17 protein-coding genes and 1 other annotated feature are annotated in these 22562 nt (G+C 62.4%); of the genes, 3 read left to right on the top strand and 14 right to left on the bottom strand.

What is annotated here, in order from left to right:
- Nucleotides 1–2 precede the first annotated feature (2 nt).
- The 10 genes from BLW55_RS09530 to BLW55_RS09485 all read right to left on the bottom strand — a co-directional run bounded on the left by BLW55_RS09530 (nucleotide 3) and on the right by BLW55_RS09485 (nucleotide 10522).
- On the bottom strand, nucleotides 3–1169 hold the full coding sequence (locus BLW55_RS09530) for a diphosphate--fructose-6-phosphate 1-phosphotransferase (protein ID WP_090328549.1): 1167 nt from the start codon (nucleotides 1167–1169) through the stop codon (nucleotides 3–5).
- Between the two features lie 88 nt (nucleotides 1170–1257).
- Nucleotides 1258–2112 (bottom strand): universal stress protein, encoded by an 855-nt coding sequence (locus BLW55_RS09525; protein WP_090328547.1) that lies wholly within the window; start codon nucleotides 2110–2112, stop codon nucleotides 1258–1260.
- 111 nt (nucleotides 2113–2223) lie between these two features.
- Nucleotides 2224–3708: a SulP family inorganic anion transporter gene (locus BLW55_RS09520; protein WP_090328545.1), complete on the bottom strand. Its 1485-nt coding sequence runs from the start codon at nucleotides 3706–3708 to the stop codon at nucleotides 2224–2226.
- Between the two features lie 72 nt (nucleotides 3709–3780).
- Nucleotides 3781–3836 (bottom strand) — a sequence feature (sul1 is cis-regulatory element that is thought to sense ions involved in sulfur or methionine metabolism; They are found in Alphaproteobacteria).
- A gap of 75 nt (nucleotides 3837–3911) precedes the next feature.
- The gene (locus BLW55_RS09515) at nucleotides 3912–4661 is read right to left on the bottom strand and encodes an SDR family oxidoreductase (RefSeq protein WP_090328543.1); all 750 of its coding nucleotides are present in this window, start codon (nucleotides 4659–4661) and stop codon (nucleotides 3912–3914) included.
- Between the two features lie 84 nt (nucleotides 4662–4745).
- Complete coding sequence (locus tag BLW55_RS09510; protein ID WP_090328541.1) at nucleotides 4746–6551, bottom strand: DEAD/DEAH box helicase; 1806 nt, start codon at nucleotides 6549–6551, stop codon at nucleotides 4746–4748.
- A 160-nt stretch (nucleotides 6552–6711) separates the two neighbouring features.
- The gene (locus tag BLW55_RS09505) at nucleotides 6712–8106 is read right to left on the bottom strand and encodes a DHA2 family efflux MFS transporter permease subunit (RefSeq protein WP_090328539.1); all 1395 of its coding nucleotides are present in this window, start codon (nucleotides 8104–8106) and stop codon (nucleotides 6712–6714) included.
- Between the two features lie 61 nt (nucleotides 8107–8167).
- Entirely contained in the window at nucleotides 8168–8566 is a 399-nt protein-coding gene (gene arsC, locus BLW55_RS09500) for an arsenate reductase (glutaredoxin) (protein WP_025029529.1), read from the bottom strand.
- A gap of 11 nt (nucleotides 8567–8577) precedes the next feature.
- Nucleotides 8578–9657: an ACR3 family arsenite efflux transporter gene (gene arsB, locus BLW55_RS09495; RefSeq protein WP_090328537.1), complete on the bottom strand. Its 1080-nt coding sequence runs from the start codon at nucleotides 9655–9657 to the stop codon at nucleotides 8578–8580.
- Between the two features lie 10 nt (nucleotides 9658–9667).
- Nucleotides 9668–10177 carry an arsenate reductase ArsC gene (locus BLW55_RS09490; RefSeq protein ID WP_090328535.1) on the bottom strand — a complete coding sequence of 170 codons (510 nt, stop codon included), beginning with the start codon at nucleotides 10175–10177 and terminating at the stop codon, nucleotides 9668–9670.
- 12 nt (nucleotides 10178–10189) lie between these two features.
- Complete coding sequence (locus BLW55_RS09485) at nucleotides 10190–10522, bottom strand: ArsR/SmtB family transcription factor (RefSeq protein ID WP_090328533.1); 333 nt, start codon at nucleotides 10520–10522, stop codon at nucleotides 10190–10192.
- Between the two features lie 635 nt (nucleotides 10523–11157).
- Here BLW55_RS09485 and pyc point away from each other — a divergent pair.
- Nucleotides 11158–14625, top strand: a complete 3468-nt coding sequence (pyc, locus tag BLW55_RS09480; RefSeq protein ID WP_090329941.1) for a pyruvate carboxylase — start codon at nucleotides 11158–11160, stop codon at nucleotides 14623–14625.
- An 89-nt stretch (nucleotides 14626–14714) separates the two neighbouring features.
- Nucleotides 14715–15893 carry an MFS transporter gene (locus tag BLW55_RS09475; protein WP_025029524.1) on the top strand — a complete coding sequence of 393 codons (1179 nt, stop codon included), beginning with the start codon at nucleotides 14715–14717 and terminating at the stop codon, nucleotides 15891–15893.
- Between the two features lie 64 nt (nucleotides 15894–15957).
- Here the strand turns inward: BLW55_RS09475 and BLW55_RS09470 are convergent, their stop codons facing one another.
- The 3 genes from BLW55_RS09470 to BLW55_RS09460 all read right to left on the bottom strand — a co-directional run bounded on the left by BLW55_RS09470 (nucleotide 15958) and on the right by BLW55_RS09460 (nucleotide 20668).
- On the bottom strand, nucleotides 15958–16116 hold the full coding sequence (locus tag BLW55_RS09470; protein WP_007010814.1) for a DUF3309 domain-containing protein: 159 nt from the start codon (nucleotides 16114–16116) through the stop codon (nucleotides 15958–15960).
- A 130-nt stretch (nucleotides 16117–16246) separates the two neighbouring features.
- Complete coding sequence (locus BLW55_RS09465; protein ID WP_090328531.1) at nucleotides 16247–19408, bottom strand: efflux RND transporter permease subunit; 3162 nt, start codon at nucleotides 19406–19408, stop codon at nucleotides 16247–16249.
- A gap of 120 nt (nucleotides 19409–19528) precedes the next feature.
- Complete coding sequence (locus BLW55_RS09460; protein ID WP_090328528.1) at nucleotides 19529–20668, bottom strand: efflux RND transporter periplasmic adaptor subunit; 1140 nt, start codon at nucleotides 20666–20668, stop codon at nucleotides 19529–19531.
- A 312-nt stretch (nucleotides 20669–20980) separates the two neighbouring features.
- Between BLW55_RS09460 and BLW55_RS09455 the strand changes: the two genes are divergently transcribed.
- Nucleotides 20981–21595 (top strand): TetR/AcrR family transcriptional regulator, encoded by a 615-nt coding sequence (locus BLW55_RS09455; RefSeq protein WP_090328526.1) that lies wholly within the window; start codon nucleotides 20981–20983, stop codon nucleotides 21593–21595.
- A gap of 37 nt (nucleotides 21596–21632) precedes the next feature.
- On the opposite strand, the gene BLW55_RS09450 is transcribed toward BLW55_RS09455, so the two are convergent.
- Nucleotides 21633–22430 carry a 3-hydroxybutyrate dehydrogenase gene (locus tag BLW55_RS09450; RefSeq protein ID WP_090328523.1) on the bottom strand — a complete coding sequence of 266 codons (798 nt, stop codon included), beginning with the start codon at nucleotides 22428–22430 and terminating at the stop codon, nucleotides 21633–21635.
- Between the last annotated feature and the right edge of the window lie 132 nt (nucleotides 22431–22562).

Raw genomic sequence — 22562 nt, 5'->3', positions numbered from 1 at the left:
CTTCATACAAAAGGCGTCGCCGGATCGTAGCGGCGCGGCAGGAGGCGGTGGAGATAGGCGAGGCCCTCGTCTGACAGACGGTTTTCATCCGGCCTGAGATAGGTCTCGGGCATGTGGCGGGTCTTGCCGGCTACGGCGTCGAGATCGACCAGACGGCACACCGTCTTTTCGCCATCGAACTGAAGCGCGACGGATCCGTCGCCTTTTTCCACCGAACGGATCGCGAAGGCACCGGCATCGAACGCCTCGCGCGCGTCGATCTCGCTGGTGGTGGCGATGTTGCCGCGCGGCAGATAACCGAACGTGTCGACGCGGGCGCGCTGGCCGGCGAGATCTTCGGCCAGAATGCGCTCGATGGCTTGGCCAAGATCGCTACCGGAGAGCTTGAGATTGCCGTGGGCATCACGCTCCTGCATCTCGGCTGGCACCAGCGTTTCAACGAGCGAGCGACCGTCGGCATCGGCCACGCCCTCCGACATGGCCACGACACAGCGCCCGTGGCGGGCGACCGTCGCCTTCACATCCTCGATGAAGCGACCACGCTCGAAGGCGCGCTCGGGCACATAGACGAGGTGCGGGCCGCTTTCTTCATCGAGCGCCCAGGCGGCAGCGGCGGCCGTGAGAAAGCCCGCATGGCGGCCCATGACGATGCCCACATAGACGCCGGGCAGAGCGCGGAAATCGAGATCGACGCTCAGGAAAGCGCCGGCCACCATTTCACCCGCCGAGATGAAGCCCGGTGTGTGGTCGTTTTCCATCAGGTCGTTGTCGATGGTCTTTGGCGCGTGCATGAAGGTCATGCCACCGCCAGAAGCATCGCGCAGGATTGCCTGCGTGCCGGAGGTGTCGTTGCCACCAATGTTGATGAAGGCATCCGCGCCGACGTCCTTGAGACCTTTCATAATCTCTTCGCAATAGGCCGCGTCGGGCTTGTCGCGGGTGGAGCCGAGCGCCGCACTCGGCGTGGCGGCGATGCGCAGCAACTCGGTCTCGGAGAGATCGGACAGGGTGACGAAGCGGCCATCGCGAATGCCCCGCACGCCATGCAGCGCACCGAGCACCCGGCAGCCGGGATAGAGCTTCATGGCTTCCAGCGTCGCACCGGCAACGGTCTGGTTGATGACGGCGGTGGGACCGCCGCCCTGGGCGATGACGAAGATTTCGGCCATGGTTCGCTCTTTCCTTGCAATCCGGGTCTGCCATTCATGGCATGGCGGGCGCGGGACTGAAAAGAGCAACCGTCCCCACCATGCAGGATTAGCGGAACAGCATGACCGGAATCTTGCAGGAGCGCAGCATCGCCTCCGTCGTGGAGCCGATGATCAGGCTGCGGATGCGCGAGTGGCCATAGGCGCCCATGACGAGCAGACCGAAATTCTCGCTCTCGACGCGCTCGGAGATGACCGTCTCGGGCTGGCCGGGCAGCACTTCGCTTGTCGCTTCGATGCCACCACCGCGCAACACGGCCTCGGCATCGGCGAGCCGGTTGCGCGCCTCGCTGGTGTCGCTTCCCACCGTGAGAAGCTTGACGGCGAGGCCGGCAAAAAGCGGCGAGCGCGCCATGGCATCCACCGCCTTCATGCTGCTTGCTCCACCATCATAGGCGACGAGCACTTTGTCGATCGGCTTGAAGGCGCGATTTGCGACGAAGACGGGACGGTGGCTCGACCGCACCACGCGCTCAAGGTTTGAGCCGAGATGCAGTTTTGCAAAATCCGCCGCCTCGCCGCGCTTGCCGATCACCAGAAGGTCGGAATCCTCCTCCACTTCGGCCACCGTCTCCACCACATCGCCATGGCGAATGCGGCCAGAGACCTTTTCGATACCGGCGGCACGCACGGCAGCCTCGCCATCTTCGAGGATGGCACGGCCGCGCTTCATGGCAAGGCGCGCGCGTTGCTCGTCAAGCTCGGATAGCTCCTTCAGAAGCGATGACCGCGCGCCAAGCGCGATGTTGCCGGAGAGATCGGACGGGGCGCTGCCCGTCTCACGGCGACCAAGGACGTGGAGAAGCTCCACGGATGCTTCAAGCCTGCCGGCGATCCATGCCGCGTGTTCGCACACGCTCTGCGAATAGATGGAGCCGTCGATGAATGCGGTGATCTTTGACATCTATTTCCCCTGTAGCATCGGGCCGAAAAGTGGAATCCGGTTTTCGGGAATACCGATGCTCAATTAAAAATCTAGATCGTCCCTTGTGCATCCGAAAGGACGCACGGCGATCTAGTGGCCCATCAGCTTTTCAAGCGCGCCCGGCTTGTCGTGAATGCCAAGCTTGTCGACGATCGTTTCGCTGGCCTCGTTCATGCCGATGATTTCCACCTCGGCACCGTCGCGGCGGAACTTGAGCACGATCATGTCCAGTGCGCCAACACTGGAAATGTCCCAGATATGCGCGCGCGAAACATCGATGGTGACCTTGTCCAGCCCTTCCTTGAAATCGAAGGCGGCGTTGAAATCCTCAACCGAAGCGAAGAAAAGCTGACCTTCGACGCGATAGGTGCGCTCGCGCCCGTCTTCCGACAGGGTGGAGGTGACGCGGAAGATCTGCGCGATCTTGCCGGCGAAGAAGATGCCGGAGAGAAGCACGCCGACCAGCACGCCGATGGCGAGATTGTGGGTGGCCACCACACAGACGACCGTGGCGAGCATGACCACGGAGGACGACAGCGGATGCTCGCGCAGGTTCTTGATCGACGACCATGAGAAGGTGCCGATCGAGACCATGATCATGATGGCGACAAGTGCGGGCATCGGGATCTGCCGCACCCAGTCGCCCAGAAGCACGATCATGAACAGGAGAAAGACACCGGCGACAAAGCAGGAAAGACGTCCGCGCCCGCCGGATTTCACATTGATCATCGACTGGCCGATCATGGCGCAGCCGGCCATGCCGCCGATAAAACCGGTGGCGGTGTTGGCAAGACCCTGACCGATGCATTCCTGGTTCTTGTTGCTCTGCGTGTCGGTGAGCTCGTCCACCAGCGAGGCGGTCATGAGCGATTCCAGAAGGCCAACCGCTGCCACCGCCGCCGAGTAGGGCAGGATGATCTGGAGCGTTTCCAGATTGAGCGGAATGTCTGGAATGAGGAAGACCGGGAAGGTGGAGGGAAGCTCGCCCATGTCGCCCACCGTGCGCACATCGAGGCCGAAGGCGATGGACACCGTGGTGAGCACGATGATGCAGATGAGCGGCGACGGAATCGCCTTGGTCAGACGCGGAAACAGATAGATGATGGCAAGGCCTGCGGCGACCATCACATAGGTGAGGTTCGGCACGCCGATCAGCTCGGGCAGCTGCGCCATGAAGATCAGGATCGCCAGAGCGTTAACGAAGCCTGTCATGACCGAGCGCGATACGAAACGCATCAAATGGCCGAGCTTCAGGAGGCCTGCCCCGATCTGCAACAGGCCGGCCAGCACCGTGGCGGCGAGCAGATATTGCAGCCCATGCTCCTTCACCAGTGTGACCATGAGCACGGCGGTGGCGGCTGTCGCCGCCGAGATCATGCCCGGCCGGCCACCGGCGATGGCGGTGATGACCGCGATGGAGAAGGAGGCGTAGAGCCCGACCTTGGGATCGACACCGGCAATGATGGAAAAGGCGATGGCTTCGGGGATGAGCGCAAGCGCGACCACGAGGCCGGAAAGGAGATCGGCGCGAATATTGCCGAACCATTCGTCACGGTAATGGGAAAGCGAGAACATGGAACCTTCAGGAGACATGACCTCCCAACCGCCGACAGGCTTCTGCGGCCGGGAAAGACAGAAACGATCGAGGTTGCGCCGGCGGATCAGCGGCCGGCAGAGCCACCCGGAGTTTCACCGGGTCCTAAGCGGATGCGCGGTGTTTAACCCGGATGATGCTGCGGCGCAACACGTGCGGCACAGCCCTTCGCGCATTCGAATGGTCAGCGCGGGTGCAGGCCGCCCTCGTCGGCATCGATGTCGATGGTCAGGGAGACATGCCTGGGTCTGGTGAGCGCAAAAATCACGGCTTCAATCACATCGCGGCCAGTCCCCCTCTGCCCTTTCCGCCTTTGACCGGCGGCCTTCCAGTCGGGGTGGTCTGGCTGGACATCATCGAGATAGGGGGGATTGACGAGGATCGAGCGAAAGTCCGTGCCCGCGAAGGTCTGCCGGAGGCCTTCGGCCAGCGCTGTCTGACCGTGCTTGGCGGCGTAGAACGGCACGGAGACCGACTGCAATGCCGCATTCGGGAGGCCGCTTATGGAACCGATGGTCACAACGTCCGGTGCTTCGGATGCTTCCATCAGGGAACGTAGGCCCTGGGTGAACAGGAAAGTTCCGGCCATGGCAGAGTTGATCACCTGTAGCACGGCGTTATCCTCATAAGGCTCCGTGCTGCTTTCAAGCCACATGGCCGCGTTGTTGATCAGGATGTCGACATGAGACAGGCGCGCTTCAATCTGCTTTACGGCATCCCGCACGCTCGGTGCGTCCGCCAGGTCGAGGGTTACGAGGTCGGGGTGATGCCCGGACAGCCGGGTCACGGCGCGACCAACCGTCTCGAGATCACCCATGCGTCTCCCGCAAAGGATTAAGCGGCACCCGGCCATGGCGAGGCTCGTGGCAAAGGCCGCACCTAGCCCGCGACCAGCACCCGTAACCACGACAATCTTGTCCTCAAGTCCACTCATCGCAGTCCCTCATGCCCATATTCAACCGGCTTCAGATGGCTGATTTGGGCATGCGAGGGGAGAGCGACAAGCTCCCAGAAACGACTAGTCCTTGGGCCTGCGGGCGGGCTTCTTCTTGCCGCCTGCGGGCTTGGCGAATTTCGGCTTGCCGGGTTTGCCATCCTTCTTCGCCCAAGGCTTGGCATCGTCGCGCCAGTCGCCGCCCTTGCGGTGCGGCTTGCCGGCCGGCCTGCGCTTGCCGGCGAAGGGTTTTGGCCCGCTGTTGCGCGACGCGAATTCGGGCGTGCCCTCCAGCTGGACCACGCGAATGCTGCGCTCCAGAACGGCCTGCGGGCCGATGGCCGCAAGGAAGCGGTCGACACAGGCGGCATCGAGCTGAACGAAGGTCTCGTCCTGCTGCATCTTGATAGCGCCGATCTCGCGCTTGGTGATATCGCCGGCACGGCACAGAAGCGGGATGAGCCAGCGCGGCTCGGCATTCTGCTTGCGGCCAACCGACAGGGAGAACCAGACGCTCTCGTCGAATTCCTCACGGCGCGGCGCGCGTTCCTCGCGCATGCCGCCACCATCCTGGATGGTCACTTCCGTGACATCCTCCGGCGCGGAGAGCTTTGCGCGGTGAAGCCTGACAAAGGCCGCCGCGATCTGCTCGGCCCCGTGCTTCTCAAGAAGCGCTTTGACGAAGTCTGCCTCGTTTTCCTGAATGGGATCTTCGAGATGCGGGTCGGCCATCAGGCGTTCGTCATCACGCTGAAGAACCTCGTCGGCGGAAGGCGGGCTGGTCCACTCAAGCCGCACCTTGGCATCGCGCAGAAGGCGCTCGGCCCGGCGGCGGCCATTGGGCGCGACGATGAGCGCGCTGACACCCTTGCGCCCTGCCCGCCCGGTGCGGCCAGAGCGGTGCAAAAGCGTTTCGGCATTGGTGGGCAGATCCGCATGAACCACGAGCTCAAGATTGGGCAGGTCGATGCCGCGGGCTGCAACATCGGTCGCCACGCAGACACGGGCGCGCCCGTCGCGCATGGCCTGAAGCGCATGGGTGCGCTCGCTCTGGCTGAGCTCGCCCGAAAGGGCTACGACCGAGAAGCCGCGATTGTTGAACCGCGCGGTCAGATGGTTGACGGTGGCGCGCGTGTTGCAGAACACCAGCGCATTGCGCGCCTCATGGTAGCGCAGCACGTTGATGATGGCGTTTTCGCGCTCCTGCGGAATGGCGAGGAAGCCGCGATACTCGATATCGCCGTGCTGCTTCTGCTCGGCAGCCGTTGTGATGCGGACTGCATCGCGCTGATAATTCTTCGCCAGATTGGCGATGGTGCGCGAGACAGTCGCCGAAAACATCAGCGTGCGGCGCTCGGCGGGTGCGGCATCCAGAATGAACTCCAGATCCTCGCGGAAACCGAGATCGAGCATCTCGTCGGCCTCGTCCAGCACGACAGCGCGCAGGTCCGACATGTCGAGCGCGTTGCGGCGGATGTGGTCGCACAGGCGGCCGGGTGTGCCGACGACGATATGCGCACCGCGCTCAAGCGCGCGGCGCTCGGTGCGGATGTCCATGCCGCCGACACAGGAGGCGATCACGGCGCCGGTCTCGGCATAGAGCCATTCGAGCTCACGCTTGACCTGGAGTGCCAGTTCACGCGTCGGTGCGACAGCAAGGCCCAGCGGGGCGGCAGCACGATCAAAACGCTCCTCGCCATCAAGCAGGCTCGGCGCCAGCGCGATGCCGAAGGCAACGGTCTTGCCGGAACCGGTCTGCGCGGAAACGAGCGCATCGGCGCCCGCGGGTTCCAGCTCCAGAACGGCCTTCTGTACCTGGGTCAATTCGGTATAGCCGCGCTTGTCCAACGCCCGGCCAAGCGCTGGCACAATGCCTTCGAACTCGGTCATTCATCTTCTTTCGGAAATGAGCGCGCTTTGTGAGATCGTCTGTGGCAGATGGTCTGGAGGGCGCGCAGCGCGGCCATTTCGCCAACGCTTTTGCGCCCTACTACGCGTGTCGGAGGCAAATGTACAGCGTGGTGAAATAAATTCCGCTCACTTCGAACGCTCATCCGGCAGTGGCTTCGTGCTGGTCCCGCGCGGTCAGGCGCATCATGACCAAAGCGAGGAGCATGGTGAGCGCCGAGATGATCGAGAGCGTCACGAACGCATTGAAATACCCCCCGGCACCATCCGCATGGGCGAGAAGGACGACGATCAGGACAGCACCGATTGCGCCGCCGACACGCTGAACGATGTTCACCAGCGTTGCCGCATCGCCCATTTCCTCTTTATGCGCGGCGGCGTAGGCAGCCGTCATGGCCGGCATCTGGCCAAGCGCCATGCCGATGCCCCTGACGACGAGAAGCGGTGCCAGCCACAGGGCCGGGAGCGGCGTGGGCAGAAGGAAGGGCAAGGTGCTCAAGAGGAGCGCAAGTGCGCCGACGAGCGTTACCCGACCGGCACCGAAACGGTCTGTCAGCGCGCCGCCGACCGGCAGGGCCAGAGCGCTGCCGAGCCCCATGGCCAAAAGCAGAAATCCGGTCTCCACCGTGTCGCGGGCCGCGATCACCTGAAGGTAGAGCGGCAGGAGCAGGAGCCCGCCATACATGTTGGCACCGGTCAGGCCGGTTGTAAGCGTGGCCGTGGCAAAGACCGGTCTCCGCAGAAGTGCGAGGTCGATAAGGGGTGGCTGCGCACGTGTGGCGTTTGCAACGAAGCCGGCGACGAGGACGAGGCCGGCGATGACACAGACTAGGTTGGTGCGTGTGAGGCCTTCGGCACCGAATTCGGTCGCGCCATAGAGGAAGAGCGGCAGCCCGGCACCAAGCAGAAGCAGACCCGCAATATCGAGACGCCGCGTCTCGTCCCGGTCGCCGGCTGGCACAAGCCCCTTTGCGAGAAGAAGAGCCGCAACGCCGACCGGAACGTTGATCCAGAACAGCCAGCGCCATGAAGCATGATCGAGCAGGAGTCCGCCAATTGCCGGGCCGACGGCCGGCCCCAGTGCAACGACAAGCCCAAGCGCGCCTATGATGCGGCCAAGCTGCCTGGGACCTGCGGTCGCGCCGATGATCGCCTGTCCCGCCGGTACCATGAGTCCACCGGCCAGCCCCTGAAGGAAGCGGGCCGCGATCAGCGACCACGGCCCGGGCGCGATGGCGCAGAGCACCGATGCTCCCGTAAACCCCGCAAGGCCGAACGCCCACAGGCGGCCATAGCCGAAACGGTTTCCGAGCCAGGCGGCGGCAGGAAGGGAGATTGCCAGCGCGACCAGATACCCAGTGGCAATCCACTGGATCAAAGGCAGCGTGGTGGTGAGATCTTCCCGTATCGTTTCGAGGGCGAGATTGACGACCGTGGAATCGAGCATCGCCATGAACGCGCCGACGCCGGTGACGGCGGCGATCTTCCATATCCGCGCGGGGATGGCCGGCGGCGGTGTCTTGCGATCCGTGCTCACGGGCCGGAACTCTCAACCGGCCCGGAGCTGAAGTCAACGCGCGATCACGTCGCAGCCTGTGCTACCGCACCACTTCGCCGTCTTCCTTGGTGAACGCTTTCACCGCGTCTTCCGGCAGGAGCTCCAGCACGGTCTCGGACGGGCGGCAGAGTTTCGTGCCGAGCGGTGTCTCCACGATGGGGCGGTTCATCAGGATCGGGTGCTCGACCATGAAGTCGATCAGCTCGTCATCGCTCCATTTGTCTTCGCCAAGGCCCAGCTCGTCATAAGGCGTGCCCTTCTGGCGCAGGATCGCGCGGGGCGACACGCCCATGGCGGCGATCAGCGACACCAGTTTTTCGCGGCCGGGCGGGGTCTTGAGATATTCGATCACCTGCGGCTCTTCACCGGCTTCGCGGAGCATGGCCAGCACATTGCGCGAGGTGCCGCATTTCGGGTTGTGATAGATGGTGACGGTCATGATTGTCTCGCTCAGCTCGTGGGAAACCAGTCTCGGGTGCGGTTGGCGAAGGCTACCAGCGACAGCATCACCGGGACCTCGACCAGAACGCCGACCACCGTGGCAAGGGCAGCGCCGGAATTCAAGCCGAACAGGCTGATGGCGACGGCGACGGCAAGCTCGAAGAAGTTCGACGTGCCGATCAGGGCGCAGGGTGCAGCGACATTGAACGGCACCTTCCAGAGGCGGGCCGCGAAATAAGTCAGGAAGAAGATACCGTAGGACTGGATCAGGAGCGGCACCGCGATCAGCACGATCAGGATCGGCCGTTCGACGATGACATGCCCCTGGAAACCGAAGAGAAGCACCACCGTGACCAGAAGCCCGATGACGGAGACGGGTTTGAGCGAAGCAGTGAAATCCGCAACCGCCTTCTGCGCCTCCGCACCCGAGGCGCGGCCGGTCAGCCATTTGCGGGTCAGGAACCCGGCGACGAGCGGGATGACCACATAGAGGCCGGTGGCCAGAAGCAGCGTCTCCCACGGCACGGCGATGTCGGTCACGCCGAGCAGAAGCGCGACGATGGGGGCGAAGGCGAAGATCATCACCACATCGTTGAGCGAGACCTGCACGAGCGTGTAGGTGGCGTCGCCCCGGGTGAGCTGGCTCCACACGAAAACCATGGCCGTGCAGGGTGCAGCACCCAGAAGGATGAGGCCGGCAATGTATTGCTGGGCGTCGGCAGGCTCGATCCATGACGCGAAGACATATTCGAAGAACAGAACGCCAAGGGCTGCCATGGTGAAGGGCTTGATGAGCCAGTTGACGGCGAGTGTCAGGACGAGGCCCTTGGGCCGGTCGCCGATATGGCTGAGGCTCGCGAAGTCGACATTGACCATCATCGGGAAAACCATGGCCCAGATGAGCACGGCAACGACCAGATTGACCGAGGCGTATTCGAGCGAGGCGAGGAAGCCGAACAGGCCGGGCATGAGGTTGCCAAGAGCGATGCCGGCGATGATGCACAGCGCCACCCAGATGGAGAGGTATTTTTCGAAGAAGCCGATGCCGCCCGCCTGGGCTTCATCGCGGTTCAGAATATGGTCGGTCATCAAATGGTTCCTATTGCGAATGGGCCGGCGTACGGCCGATCTCGTCGAGACGGCGCTGCAGGGAAAGCCGGTCGAGCGAGGCGAGCGGCAGCGCCGTAAATACTGAGATGCGGTTGTTGAGCATCCGATAGGTGTCGGCGAAAGCGAGATGCTTCTCGGCCTCGGTGCCCGTCACCGCCGCCGGGTCGGGCAGCCCCCAGTGCGTCGTCATCGGCTGGCCGGGCCAGACCGGACAGGCTTCCTGCGCAGCACTGTCGCAAAGCGTGAAGACGAAATCGAGCTTCGGTGCATCCGGTGTTGCGAACTCTGCCCAATCCTTCGAGCGGGCGAAGGAAATGTCGTGTTTCATGTTTTCGAGCAGTTCCAGCGCGTAGGGATGCACAGAACCCCTAGGCTGGGAGCCAGCCGAAAAAGCTTTGAAACGCTGGGTGCCAACCCGATTCAAAATTGCTTCTGCAAGAATGGAGCGGGCCGAGTTTCCGGTGCACAGAAAAAGCACATTGAACGTTTTATCACTCATGGCGCAGGCCTCCTAGCAGTGACAGGTCGCAGCCTCGATGGCGGGGCGGCACAGGTCAGGGTTTCCGTTGCAGCAATCTTCAAGGAGGAAGGCGAGAAGATCGCGAAAGCCAGTCATGTCGGCCGTGTAGCGAATGATGCGTCCTTCCCGCTCGGCGCGGATCATGCCCGACTGTGAAAGAACCTTCAGGTGCGCGGAGGCGGTGTTCTGGACAACGCCCAGTCTGGCCGCGACCTCCCCCGCCGGCAGACCCTGCGGCCCGGCTTGAACGAGTAGGCGGAACACATCAAGCCGGGTCTCCTGGCCGAGCGCGGCGAGCGCGTCTATGGCTTCGGTTTTCTGCATTATCGAAATATCCGGATTTATCGATATATTGAGCTTGCTTTTCGCATGGTTGCGGAATGGCGTCAAGAGGGATCGGGAATGCGGGGGCGGCTGGGGCCGAGCGTCTACGCATTCTGCCGATGGGTCCAGGGGCAAGCCCGGGACGACGACCTCCCGCTCCCCGCCTGTCGGGAGAAGGTCCCGGCAGGGGGAAGGGGCAGGCGGCGCTTTGCGATCTTCTCCACCTCTGTCGGTATCCCTGTCATTGATTGCGCTCGCCCTCATTTTCACCTGCTCCCCACAAACGGGGAGAAGGGGACGTTCGATGCTGGCCTGCACTCTTCAAACGGAGCATGAGCGAGCACCTGGCCGCGTTCCTGCGCACTCTGCGGCATCTGGAGCCACCGCTCAATGGACCCAGCCTCTCGCTCCCGTCCGCCGGAACGACGAAGATGGAGCCGTCCATCAGGTTGAAGCAGGGGGCGGTACCATGCGAAACGGAAAATCGCCGCGTCAAAATCTGCCAATCTTCCTTCGCGTCAAGAAAGTTTGCACCGCAGCATCGTCCACGCTAATCATACGCGTCGTTTTGGCGCGGAGGGGAGTTTCGCGCCGGGCAATCCCGCACCATCCTTCTCTTCCCGGAGTTCTTGCCAGTGCAGATTAAGAAGATTCTTGTCGCAAACCGTTCTGAAATCGCCATCCGCGTCTTCCGCGCAGCCAATGAACTCGATATCCGAACGGTGGCCATCTGGGCCGAGGAGGACAAGTATTCGCTGCACCGGTTCAAGGCGGACGAATCCTATCAGGTCGGGCGTGGGCCGCACCTTGAACGCGATCTCGGCCCCATCGAGAGTTATCTGTCGATCGATGAGGTGATCCGCGTTGCCAAACTGTCGGGCGCGGACGCTATTCATCCTGGCTACGGCCTTCTGTCGGAGAGCCCGGAATTCGCCGAAGCCTGCGCGGAAAACGGTATTGTCTTCATCGGGCCAAAGCCCGAGACCATGCGCCGCCTTGGCAACAAGGTCGCTGCCCGCAACCTGGCCATCGAGGTCGGTGTGCCGGTGGTTCCGGCCACGGAGCCGCTGCCGGACGATATGACCAGGGTTGCCGAGATGGCCGAGGAGGTGGGCTTCCCGGTCATGCTCAAGGCTTCCTGGGGCGGTGGCGGGCGCGGCATGCGCGTCATCCGCAGCCGCGAGGACCTGGAGCATGAAGTCACCGAGGCGAAGCGCGAGGCCAAGGCCGCTTTCGGCAAGGACGAGGTCTATCTGGAAAAGCTGGTCGAGCGCGCGCGCCATGTGGAGGTGCAGGTGCTGGGCGACACGCATGGCAATGCCGTGCATCTGTTCGAGCGCGATTGTTCCATCCAGCGCCGCAACCAGAAGGTCGTGGAGCGCGCACCGGCACCGTATCTGAACGATGAGAAGCGCGCCGAGCTTTGTGGCTATGCGCTGAAGATCGCCGAGGCGACCGACTATGTGGGCGCCGGCACAGTCGAATTCCTCATGGATGCCGATACGGGCGCATTCTATTTCATCGAGGTCAATCCGCGTATTCAGGTGGAGCATACGGTCACCGAGGAGGTGACCGGCGTCGACATCGTGAAGGCGCAGATCCACATTCTGGAAGGCAAGAAGATCGGCGACAAGGCGTCGGGCGTGCCTGCGCAGGCCGATATCCGCCTCAATGGCGATGCCCTCCAGTGCCGCATTACCACCGAGGATCCGGAGCAGAATTTCATTCCCGACTACGGCCGCATCACCGCCTATCGCGGCGCGACCGGTTTCGGCATCCGGCTCGATGGCGGTACGGCTTATTCCGGCGCCGTCATCACGCGGTTCTACGATCCGCTCCTGGAAAAGGTCACGGCCTGGGCGCCGACGCCCGAAGAGGCAATCGCCCGGATGGACCGCGCGCTGCGCGAGTTCCGCATTCGCGGCGTGGCGACCAACCTGACCTTCCTGGAAGCGATCATCAGCCATCCGGATTTCCGCAACGCTTCCTATACGACCCGGTTCATCGATGAGACGCCTGAACTCTTCACGCAAGTCAGGCGGCAGGATCGCGCTACCAAGCTTCTGAACTATCTGGCCGATGTTACGGTGAACGGCCATCCCGAGGCGCGGGGTCGGGCACTGCCCAATGCCGAGGCGGCCGCACCGCATGTGCCCTATGTGGATATGCCGGTGCCGGATGGCAGTAAGCAGACTTTCGACAGTCTGGGCGCCGATGGGTTCGCCAAATGGATGCGCGAGCAGGAGCGCGTGCTCGTCACCGACACAACAATGCGCGATGCGCATCAGTCGCTGCTCGCCACACGCATGCGCACATTTGATATGGCTCGGATTGCCGGCGTCTATGCCCGCGCGCTGCCAGAGCTTCTGTCGCTGGAATGCTGGGGTGGGGCGACCTTCGATGTCGCCATGCGCTTCCTGACGGAGGACCCGTGGGAGCGTCTTTCACGCATCCGCGAGGGCGCTCCGAACCTGCTTCTGCAGATGCTTTTGCGCGGGGCGAATGGCGTCGGTTACACCAACTATCCCGACAATGTCGTGCAGCATTTCGTCAAGCAGGCGGCCGCAGGCGGCATTGATCTCTTCCGTGTATTCGACTGCCTGAACTGGGTGGAGAACATGCGCGTGGCGATGGACGCGGTGCGCTCCGAAGGCAAACTGTGTGAAGCCACGATCTGCTATACGGGCGATCTCCTCGACCCGGACCGCGCCAAATACGACCTCAAATATTATGTCGGTCTTGCCGGTGAACTTGAGGCTGCCGGTGCCAACATCATCGCCATCAAGGACATGGCGGGCCTCCTTAAACCCGGTGCTGCGCGTGTGCTGTTCAAGGCGCTGCGCGAGGCGACCGACCTGCCGCTCCACTTCCACACGCATGATACGTCCGGCATTTCCGCCGCGACGGTGCTTGCTGCCGTGGAAAGCGGTGTCGACGCGGTGGATGCGGCCATGGATGCCCTTTCCGGCAACACCTCGCAGCCCTGTCTCGGCTCCATCGTCGAGGCGCTCAAGGGGGATGCCCGCGATACCGGGCTCGACCGTGAGTGGGTGCGCCGTATCTCCTTCTACTGGGAGGCCGTGCGCAACCAGTACGCGGCCTTTGAGAGCGATCTGAAAGGACCGGCTTCCGAGGTCTATCTGCACGAAATGCCTGGCGGCCAGTTCACCAATCTAAAGGAGCAGGCCCGCTCGCTGGGGCTGGAAACCCGCTGGCACGAGGTTGCGCGCGCCTATCATGACGTCAATATGATGTTCGGCGACATCGTCAAGGTCACGCCCTCCTCCAAGGTCGTGGGCGACATGGCGCTGATGATGGTCTCGCAGGATCTGACGGTCGCCGATGTCGAGAACCCGGAGAAGGATATCGCCTTCCCGGATTCGGTTGTCTCCATGTTGCATGGCGACCTCGGTCAACCGCCTGCGGGCTGGCCGGCGGCCCTTCAGAAGAAGGTTCTGAAGGGTGGCAAGCCGATCACCGTGCGCCCGGGCTCCCTGCTTGAACCTGCAGACCTTGAGGCCGATCGGACGGCGCTGGAAGAGAAGCTTGACCGCAAGGTCAACGAGTATGAGTTCTCGTCCTGGCTTATGTATCCGAAAGTTTTCACCGACTTTGCCGCAGCATCGGAAAGCTACGGCCCTGTCAGCGTTCTGCCAACGCCGGTCTATTTCTACGGGATGGAGCCGGAGGATGAGATTTTTGTCGACATCGAGCGCGGCAAGACGCTCGTCATCCGCTGTCTTGCCGTCGGCGAGGTGGACGAAAAGGGCATGGTCACCGTCTTCTTCGAGCTCAATGGCCAGCCTCGCCGCGTCAAGGTTCCCGATAGGGTTCACGGTGCATCCGCTTCCGCCGCCCGCCGCAAGGCGGAGGCCGGAAACGAGGCGCATGTGGGGGCGCCGATGCCGGGCGTGGTTTCCACGCTCGCCGTCAAGCCGGGGCAGAGCGTGCAGTCCGGCGATGTGCTCCTGTCAATCGAAGCCATGAAGATGGAAACGGCGCTTCACGCCGAACGCGACGGCACGATTGCCGAGGTTCTTGTGGGCGCCGGCGATCAGATCGACGCCAAGGACCTTCTCGTCGTGTTCGAGAATGGTGATTGACGCCATGGATTGACGTGCTCGATTAAACCGATTTAGATGCGGCGCATCAGGTGGTTTTCCTGATGCGCCGTTTCCTTTTGGAGCCCCACATGTCTTTCCGGAATGCGTCCATCGGGCGCTGGGCCGTAGCGGCCTCATTCTTTGTCAACGGTTTCATGGTGGGTAGCTGGGCACCGCAGATTCCCGTGGTTGCTTCGCGTTTCGATCTGAGTGAGACGGCACTCGGGCTGTTGATCCTCGTTTTCGGCTGCGGCGCGGTGTCGGTTATGCCGCTCTGCGGTTATCTGATCGGTCGTTTTGGTTCCCGCGCCATCCTGCGGATCGCCGCTTTCATATGCACGCTGTCCTTTGCCGGTTTGGTCGCGGCAACGCAGATCTGGCAGATGGTTGCGGCGCTGGTCTTTTTTGGTGCGTTTCTTGGAGCGATGGACATTTCCATGAACGCCAATGCCGTGGCGGTGGAGCGGTCGCTCGGGCGGGCGGTGATGTCCTCTTCGCACGGTTTCTGGAGCCTCGGCGGCTTTGTCGGCGCCGGTGTCGGCGGTCTGCTTCTCGAGCGCTACGGCTACATGGCGCATGCGGGCATGGTGGTTGCATTTGCCTTTGCGCTTGTGCTGATTACGCTCCCCTTTTTGATTGTCGAAGCGCGCCCCGTGGCGGGGCAGGCGGGCCATGGGCGCGGCAGGCTGCCGCGCAACCCCATGATCTATGTAACGGGGCTGGTCGCCCTCATCTGCATGCTGCCGGAAGGCGCGGTGCTCGACTGGGCCGCACTCTACCTGCGGCAGGAAATGGGCGCCGGCATTGCCGAGGCGAGCCTCGCCTTCACGGCGTTTTCAGGCACGATGGCGATGATGCGGTTTGCCGGCGACCGGCTGCGCAACCGTTTCGGTGCCGTGCGCACATTGCGTTATTCGGGGGTCGTTGCGACTGTCGGCATGCTCGGGGCAGGGCTTGCTCCGACGCCCATGCTGGCGACGATCGCCTTTGCGTTAAGCGGGATGGGGATCGCCAACATGGTGCCCATCGTCTTTTCGGCGGCCGGCAATCAACCGGGACTTTCACCCGGAGCAGGCATGAGCGTTGCGACCACGATCGGCTATTCCGGCATGCTTGTTGCCCCCTCGCTTGTGGGGTTCATTGCCGAGCGCACCGGTTTCGCACCGATCTTCATCGCGTTTTCGGTTCTGCTCGCCTGCGTCCTGATGCTGGCCAATCTCGTGAGCTCCGCTGACACGATCGTCGTCCAGCCAGCCGGCGAAGCCTGATCTAAACTATTGATTGAGCATCGGAATAACCCGAAAACCGATATTCACTTTTCGGTCCGATACTCTAGATATTGCCCATCAGCATCAGGATCAGGACGATGACAAGGATCAGGCCAAGTATGCCTGACGGTCCGTAACCCCATCCACGCGAATGCGGCCATGCGGGGATGGCGCCGAGCAGAATGAGGATGAGAATTATGATGAGGATTGTGCCGAGCGACATCGCGTTCTCCTCGCTGTCTTGAAAGCCTTGCAATTCAACGCTTCAGATGGCTTCAGGTTCCCTCAAAACAAAAACGGGCCGGCGCGCTGCGAGGAGCGCGCCGGCCCGCAAATCTGACAGGCTGGGCCTGTTATTCAGCCGGCTTGGGGAAGGGGTCCTCCGGAATGTCGGAAGTCTTCGTCGAAGCCTCCTGTTTTTTACCGCGCCGGAAGAGACGCGCGAACAGGCCGCGCCGCTTCTGTCCGGCCGGAAGGGTTTCTCGCGTGAACACCATCAGGGCCGAAGGGGTCACGATGAGGGTCAGAGCCGTTGCGAAGGTCAGGCCGTAGACGATGGCGCCGGACAGCGAAATCCACCATTGAGTGGAGGGTGCGCCGATGGTGATCTCCTGGTGGAACAGTTCGAGGCCCAGACCAAAGGCGATCGGCAGAACGCCAAGCACGGCAGAGATGGCCGTCAGCATCACCGGACGCGCGCGCTCACGGCAGGTCTGGAGGATGGCCTCCCGCTTTTTCCAGCCCTCGTGCCGCAGCCTGTCATAAGTGTCGATCAGCACGATGTTGTTGTTCACCACCACGCCGGCGAGCGCGATCACGCCGATGCCGGACATGACGATGCCAAAGGGCTGGCCGGTGATGAGCAGGCCGAGGAACACGCCGATAGTGGCCATGACAACGGTCATCAGCACAAGGAAGACGCTGGTGAACTTGTTGAACTGGGCAAGGAGCACCACGAAGATCAGGAAGATCGCCGCGCCAAACGCTTTTGACAAGAAGGCACTTGCCTCCTCGCTTTCCTCGTTCGAGCCGGCGAGCTTCCAGCGCGTTGCGCCGAGATCCATGTCGCTCAACGTCTGGGTGACCTCGGCCTGAACGGCGGAGACCTGATAGCCGCTTGCAATATTGGCGCTGACCACGATGGTGCGCTGACCGTCGATGCGGTTCAGGATGCCGGTCGAGCGCTCGGGTTCGCGTGAGACGAAGTTGGCAATCGGCACCGGCCCCTGCGAAGTCTGCACACGCAGTTGGTCGAGTGCGGATAGGGTGCGTCGGTCCTCGGGCAGGCGCAGGCGGATATCGACAGCGTCGTCGACGCCGGCAGGCCGGTATTCCGAGAGCTTCAGGCCGTTGGTCACGAGTTGAACCACGGTACCCACGGAGACAGGGCTGATCCCGTACTGCGCGGCCCGGGCGCGGTCCACCTTGATCGCCCAGTCGATACCGGGCGGGGGAAGACCATCAGAGATATCGATGACTCCCGGAACATTCGCGATCGCCCGCGCCACATCCGCAGCCTGATCGTTCAGGTTTGCCGGATCCGCTGCCGAAAGGCGAATCTGGATCGGCTGTCCCGTCGGCGGCCCTGCATCGGGCACGCGAACCTCGATTTCAACGCCCGGCGTGCCAGCGAGTTCACGCCGCAGATCGTCGAGAATCTTGCTGGCCGGCTCACGTTCGCGCCAGTCGATGAACTCATACTGGATGACGCCGATGACATCTTCATCGATATCCTGCCCGCCGCCGCGGGTCTTGCCGACGCGGGTGTAGACGGATTCGATGCCCGGCCAGTTGAGCAGCTTTTCCTCGGCGGGCTTTGTCAGCCGGTCCATCTCTTCGAGAGAGAGATTGCCGCGGGCATGCACATACATCAGGCCGTATTCCGGCTCGACATTGGGGAAGAATTCAACGCCGGCGCCGTATTGCGAGTAGGAATAGATGATGCCGCCGAGAAGGCCGACCGTGAGAAGCAGAACGGTTTTCGGGAAGCGGACGGCCTGCTTCACGAGCTTCATATACCAGCCATCCGGCTTCTGTTCTTCCTCGACATGCGCCTTGGCGAAAATCGCGCCGAGAGTCGGGGTGAAGATCAAGGCGTAGATCATGGATGCGCTGAGCGTGACGATCAGCGTGATCGGCAGGTATTTCATGAACTCGCCGACAATGCCCGGCCAGAAGAGGAGTGGCGAGAAGGCGGCGATGCGGGTCATGGTGGCGGCAATGACGGGACCGGCCATGCGTTTGGCCGCCAGTTCGAAGGCCTGCGCCTTGTCCATGCCTTCGGTCATGCGGCGTTCGGCGAATTCGGTCACGATGATCGCGTCGTCCACCAGCATGCCGACTGCCAGAATGAGGCTGAAGAGCACCACCATGTTGACGGTGAAGCCACCGAGCGAGAGCGCATAAATGCCCATCAGGAAGGATGCGGGAACCGCAAGGCCGATCAGCAGGGAGGCGCGGCCGGAAAGGGTGTAAAGGACAACGATGAAGACCAGGATCACGGCGATCAGGACGTGGTTCTGAAGGTCCTTCAGCATATCGCGGATCATCACCGACTTGTCCTGGCTGTAGGACACGGTGATGTTGCCATCGGCGGCCTGCTCGAATTCGGCGGCCGCGGCCTTAACCGAGTCGACCGTTTCGACGAGATTGGCGCCGACGCGCTTCTTGACCTCGATGGCGATCGCGTTTCTGCCATTCAGGCGGGTGATGGTCTCGGCGTCCTTGAACGTGGAGCGGATCGCGGCCAGATCGCGGGCGCGCACAACGGCATCCGGGCTGGAGACGATCGGAAGGTTGGCCACGTCTTCGACCGTTTCGATCAGCGAAGGCACCTTGACTGCATAGCGTCCGGCTTCGCCTTCCAGCGAGCCGGCTGCCACCAGGCTGTTTGAAGCGTTGACACCATTGATCATCTGGTCGAGCTGCAGGCCGTAGGACGACAGTTTCATCGGATCGATGAGAATCTCGACCAGTTCGTCCCGAGAGCCCTGAAGCGTGCCCTCGAGTACGCCGGGAATTTCCTCGATCCGGTCCCTGAGCTCCCGCGCGGCGGTGGACAGGACTCGCTCCGGCACATTGCCGGCCAGCGTTACGACCAGGATCGGGAATTCCGAGATATTGACCTCATGCACCGAAGGTTCGTCGGCGCCCTGCGGCAACTCGCGCCGGGCATCGGCCACTTTGGCGCGCACATCCTCGATGGCGTTAGAGAAATCGTAGCCGGCCTGGAACTCGACAAGGACAAAGCCGCCGCCCTGATAGGCGGAGGAGCGCATTTCCTTGACACCCTCCAGGCTTTTCAGCCGGGTTTCGATGGGGCGAAGCAGGAGCCGTTCCGAATCTTCGGGCGAGATGCCCTGATAGGTCAGGCTCACATAGATGATCGGGATCGGAACATCCGGCTCGGCTTCCTTCGGAATGCTGACATAGGCCAGCGACCCGGCGATCACGAAGAAGAGCAGGATGGATAAGGTCAGCCTGGCGTTCTGAATTGCAATACGGACGATGTCCATCGGGCAGGTCCTGTCTTGTCCCGTCAGCGCGCTGCCGTCGTTCTCCTGATAACGGAGGCGCTCTGTTTCGTTGTCTTGCAGCCTCCCGGGCGGAAACGGGTTCCGCCGTTACGGACTGCCTCAGCGGCTGGTCATTTCGGAGGCGAGGACGCCGGCCAGTTCCCGTATCAGCTTCTGATCGGCAACCTCGGTCTTCACCGCATCGCCCTCGGTCACCAGATCCTGCCCGGAAACGATCACCCGGGCGTCGGCCGGGATGCCCGCAAGAAAGAGGGCGCGCGGCGTGTCGTCGACCAGATCGATGGGGTAGAACACGACCTTGCTGTCGTCATCGACGGCGCGGACGCCGAGTTCACCGTCCTCGTTCAGCGTAACCACGGAGCGCGGCAGGGCTACAGCCTCCACCGGCTCGGCATGGATGTTGATCTCCGCGGTCATGCCCGCTGGAATGTCGCCGTCCGGATTGGGTACCGCCACTTCGATGCGGAAGGTGCGGGTCTGTTCCGATGCTTCACGGCTGACGAAGCGCACTTCGCCTCTGACACTGGAGCCGTTGACAAGCCGAACCTCCGCACCGTCGCCGACATCGACGGAACCGAGATCGTGTTCGCTGACCTCGCCCACGGCAATCACCGGGTCGAGTTTGATCAGCGTGGCGACTTCCTGGCCCTGCATGGCGGAGGAACCGAGCTCCACATCGACTTTATCTATGATGCCGTCGAAGGGCGCGCGAACCGTAATGCGTGCAAGGTCGGCTTCGGCCGCTTCAAGCTGTGAGCGGGCGGTGGCCAACGCAGAACGGGCGCTGTCGAGTTGCAGCCGTGCCAGATTTCCGGACTTGGCCAGACGGTCAGCGGCTTCGGATTCAGCCTCGCGCTGTGCCAGGACCTGGCGCGCGGTTTCGACCGCAGCTTCCTTGCCTTCGGTCTCAAGCCTCAGGATCAGGTCGCCAGCGGAGACATTGTCACCTTTGGAAACCGGCAGTTCTGAAACGACGCCACCGGCACGTAGTGCCAGGGCGGAGCGCTTGTCTGCAGCAGTCTTGCCGGAAACGCGGATGGTGCGTGAATGATCGATGCGCGGCGGCGTGGCGACGGTTACCGTCTGCGCTTCCGCAGGCTTGTTCTCCGGACGCTGCGCAACGGTCTCTGTTTCCTCGCTGGCGCTGCCGACGGAGGAGAATTCCCCCGTAGCGATCCAGGCGGTTGTCGCGACCAGAACGGCAATCGCGGCAAGTTTATGCAACCTTATCTTCGGCATGTCGTTTTCCGATGCGATAGAGCCGGCCGGTCAAGTAAGGACTGGCCCGATATGGGGACTGCCCGCGCAGAATTCAATTCGCCTGGGCGCAAGGGCACGAAGCCCGTATCTTGCGACAAAAGCACGCTCCTATATCGCACGCGCGGGCTTTACAAAAGCCAAAGGCCTATTGCTCCTGACATCAACGAACGTTGGCCTGGAGCCAGAGTGCGGGCGAATAAAGGCAGCCTCTGCGCGCTTGTTGCGCGAGGGTTGGGACATATTGACAAAATCCGTTATTTTGTCAATGGTCATTGAAAGAAAGTGCGTGCAATGAATCTGATCGCCAGATGTACCGATGATCCGAAGCGGGAGCGTATCCTCGATGGCGCCATGAAGGTGTTCCTCGCCTATGGCTTCGCGCGGACCACGATGGACGACATTGCCCGCTCGGCCGAGGTCTCCCGGCCCGCGCTGTACCTTCAGTTCCGCAACAAGGCCGATATTTTTCGCGCCATCGGCGCGTGTGTTCTCGAGCAGTCGCTCGAGGGTGCGCGGCAGGGACTGGCCGAAGACGGCACTTTTGGCGAGCGAATGATGACGGCGCTCGATCGCGCCCTGTTCGGACTGATTGAAACCATCGACCAGTCGGCGCACGGGCAGGAGATTCTCGATATGGAGAACAAGATCGCCGCCGACATCATCGCCGAGTGGCGTGACGGGCTCACCACCATCGTTGAGGCGGCGGTGGCGGACGAGGCAGCCCGGACGCATGCCGATCTTGAGGGGCAAGGGCTCTCAGCGCGCGGGCTGGCGGAGATCCTGCTTGACGGTCTCGAAGGCATGCGCATGCGCGGACTGTGCGGCAAGCCGGCGATAGAAGGCGCGCGACGGCTGGTACGCATTCTCGAGATTTCCATGGCCGCGGCGCAGCCGGGGCGCGGCTGAGGCCTTGATCCGGGACGTTTGCATTCCTGGAATTTCTCTACTGTGCCGTCCAGCCGCCATCCATGGGCAAGGCTGTGCCGGTCATCTGGGCCGCATGGCTGGAGCACAGGAAGATCACCAGTCCACCCAGTTCCTTGATGGTGACAAATTCGCGGGTCGGCTGTCTGGCGAGCATCACTTCGCGTACGACCGTCTCACGATCCATGCCATGCACTTTCATCTGGTCGGGAATCTGCGCTTCCACCAGAGGCGTGAGCACATAGCCGGGACAGATAGCGTTGCAGGTGATGCCGGTCTCAGCCAGTTCCAGAGCGACTGTCTTGGTCAGGCCCACGACGCCATGCTTTGCGGCCACATAGGCGGATTTGAAGGGCGAGGCGCGCAAGCCGTGCGCCGACGCTATGTTGACGATGCGACCGCTGCCGGCCTTCTTCATGTGCGGGATCGCAGCGGCGATGGTGTGGAAGGATGACGAAAGATTGATCGCCAGAATGGCGTTCCACTTTTCGACGGGAAACTCCTCGACCGGAGCGACATGCTGGATGCCGGCGTTGTTGACGAGAATATCGACGCCACCGAAGCGCTTTGCGGCCTGTTCGACAAGATCGCGACAGGCGTTCGCGTCCGACATGTCGGCGCTCGCGTAGGCCGCTTCCACGCCGTGATCATCGGCAAGCTTCTTTGCGAGAGCGTGGTCGTCGGCGCTGTCGGTGAACGAGTTCAGCACGATGTTGCAGCCGCTGGCTGCCAGCGCTTCGGCAACACCGAGGCCGATGCCGGAGGTTGAGCCGGTGATGACAGCCGTCCGATTGTGATTGCCCGGTTCGTCCTGCATGGCATGGCCCTTCGTTGAAGCTGGGGAAACTGAAGTGATGCTGCAACGCAGCAAAGCGACGGATGCAGACGCTGTCAAGCGAGCCGATCTGCGCAAATGCGCTTCTGCGCCATTGACATTCGGGCCGGTCTC

Origin of the sequence: Nitratireductor aquibiodomus, assembly GCF_900105565.1 — a bacterium.
Lineage (GTDB): Bacteria > Pseudomonadota > Alphaproteobacteria > Rhizobiales > Rhizobiaceae > Nitratireductor > Nitratireductor aquibiodomus.
Note: the sequence above shows the minus strand (reverse complement) of the source record. Positions and strands in the feature narration are given on the sequence as shown.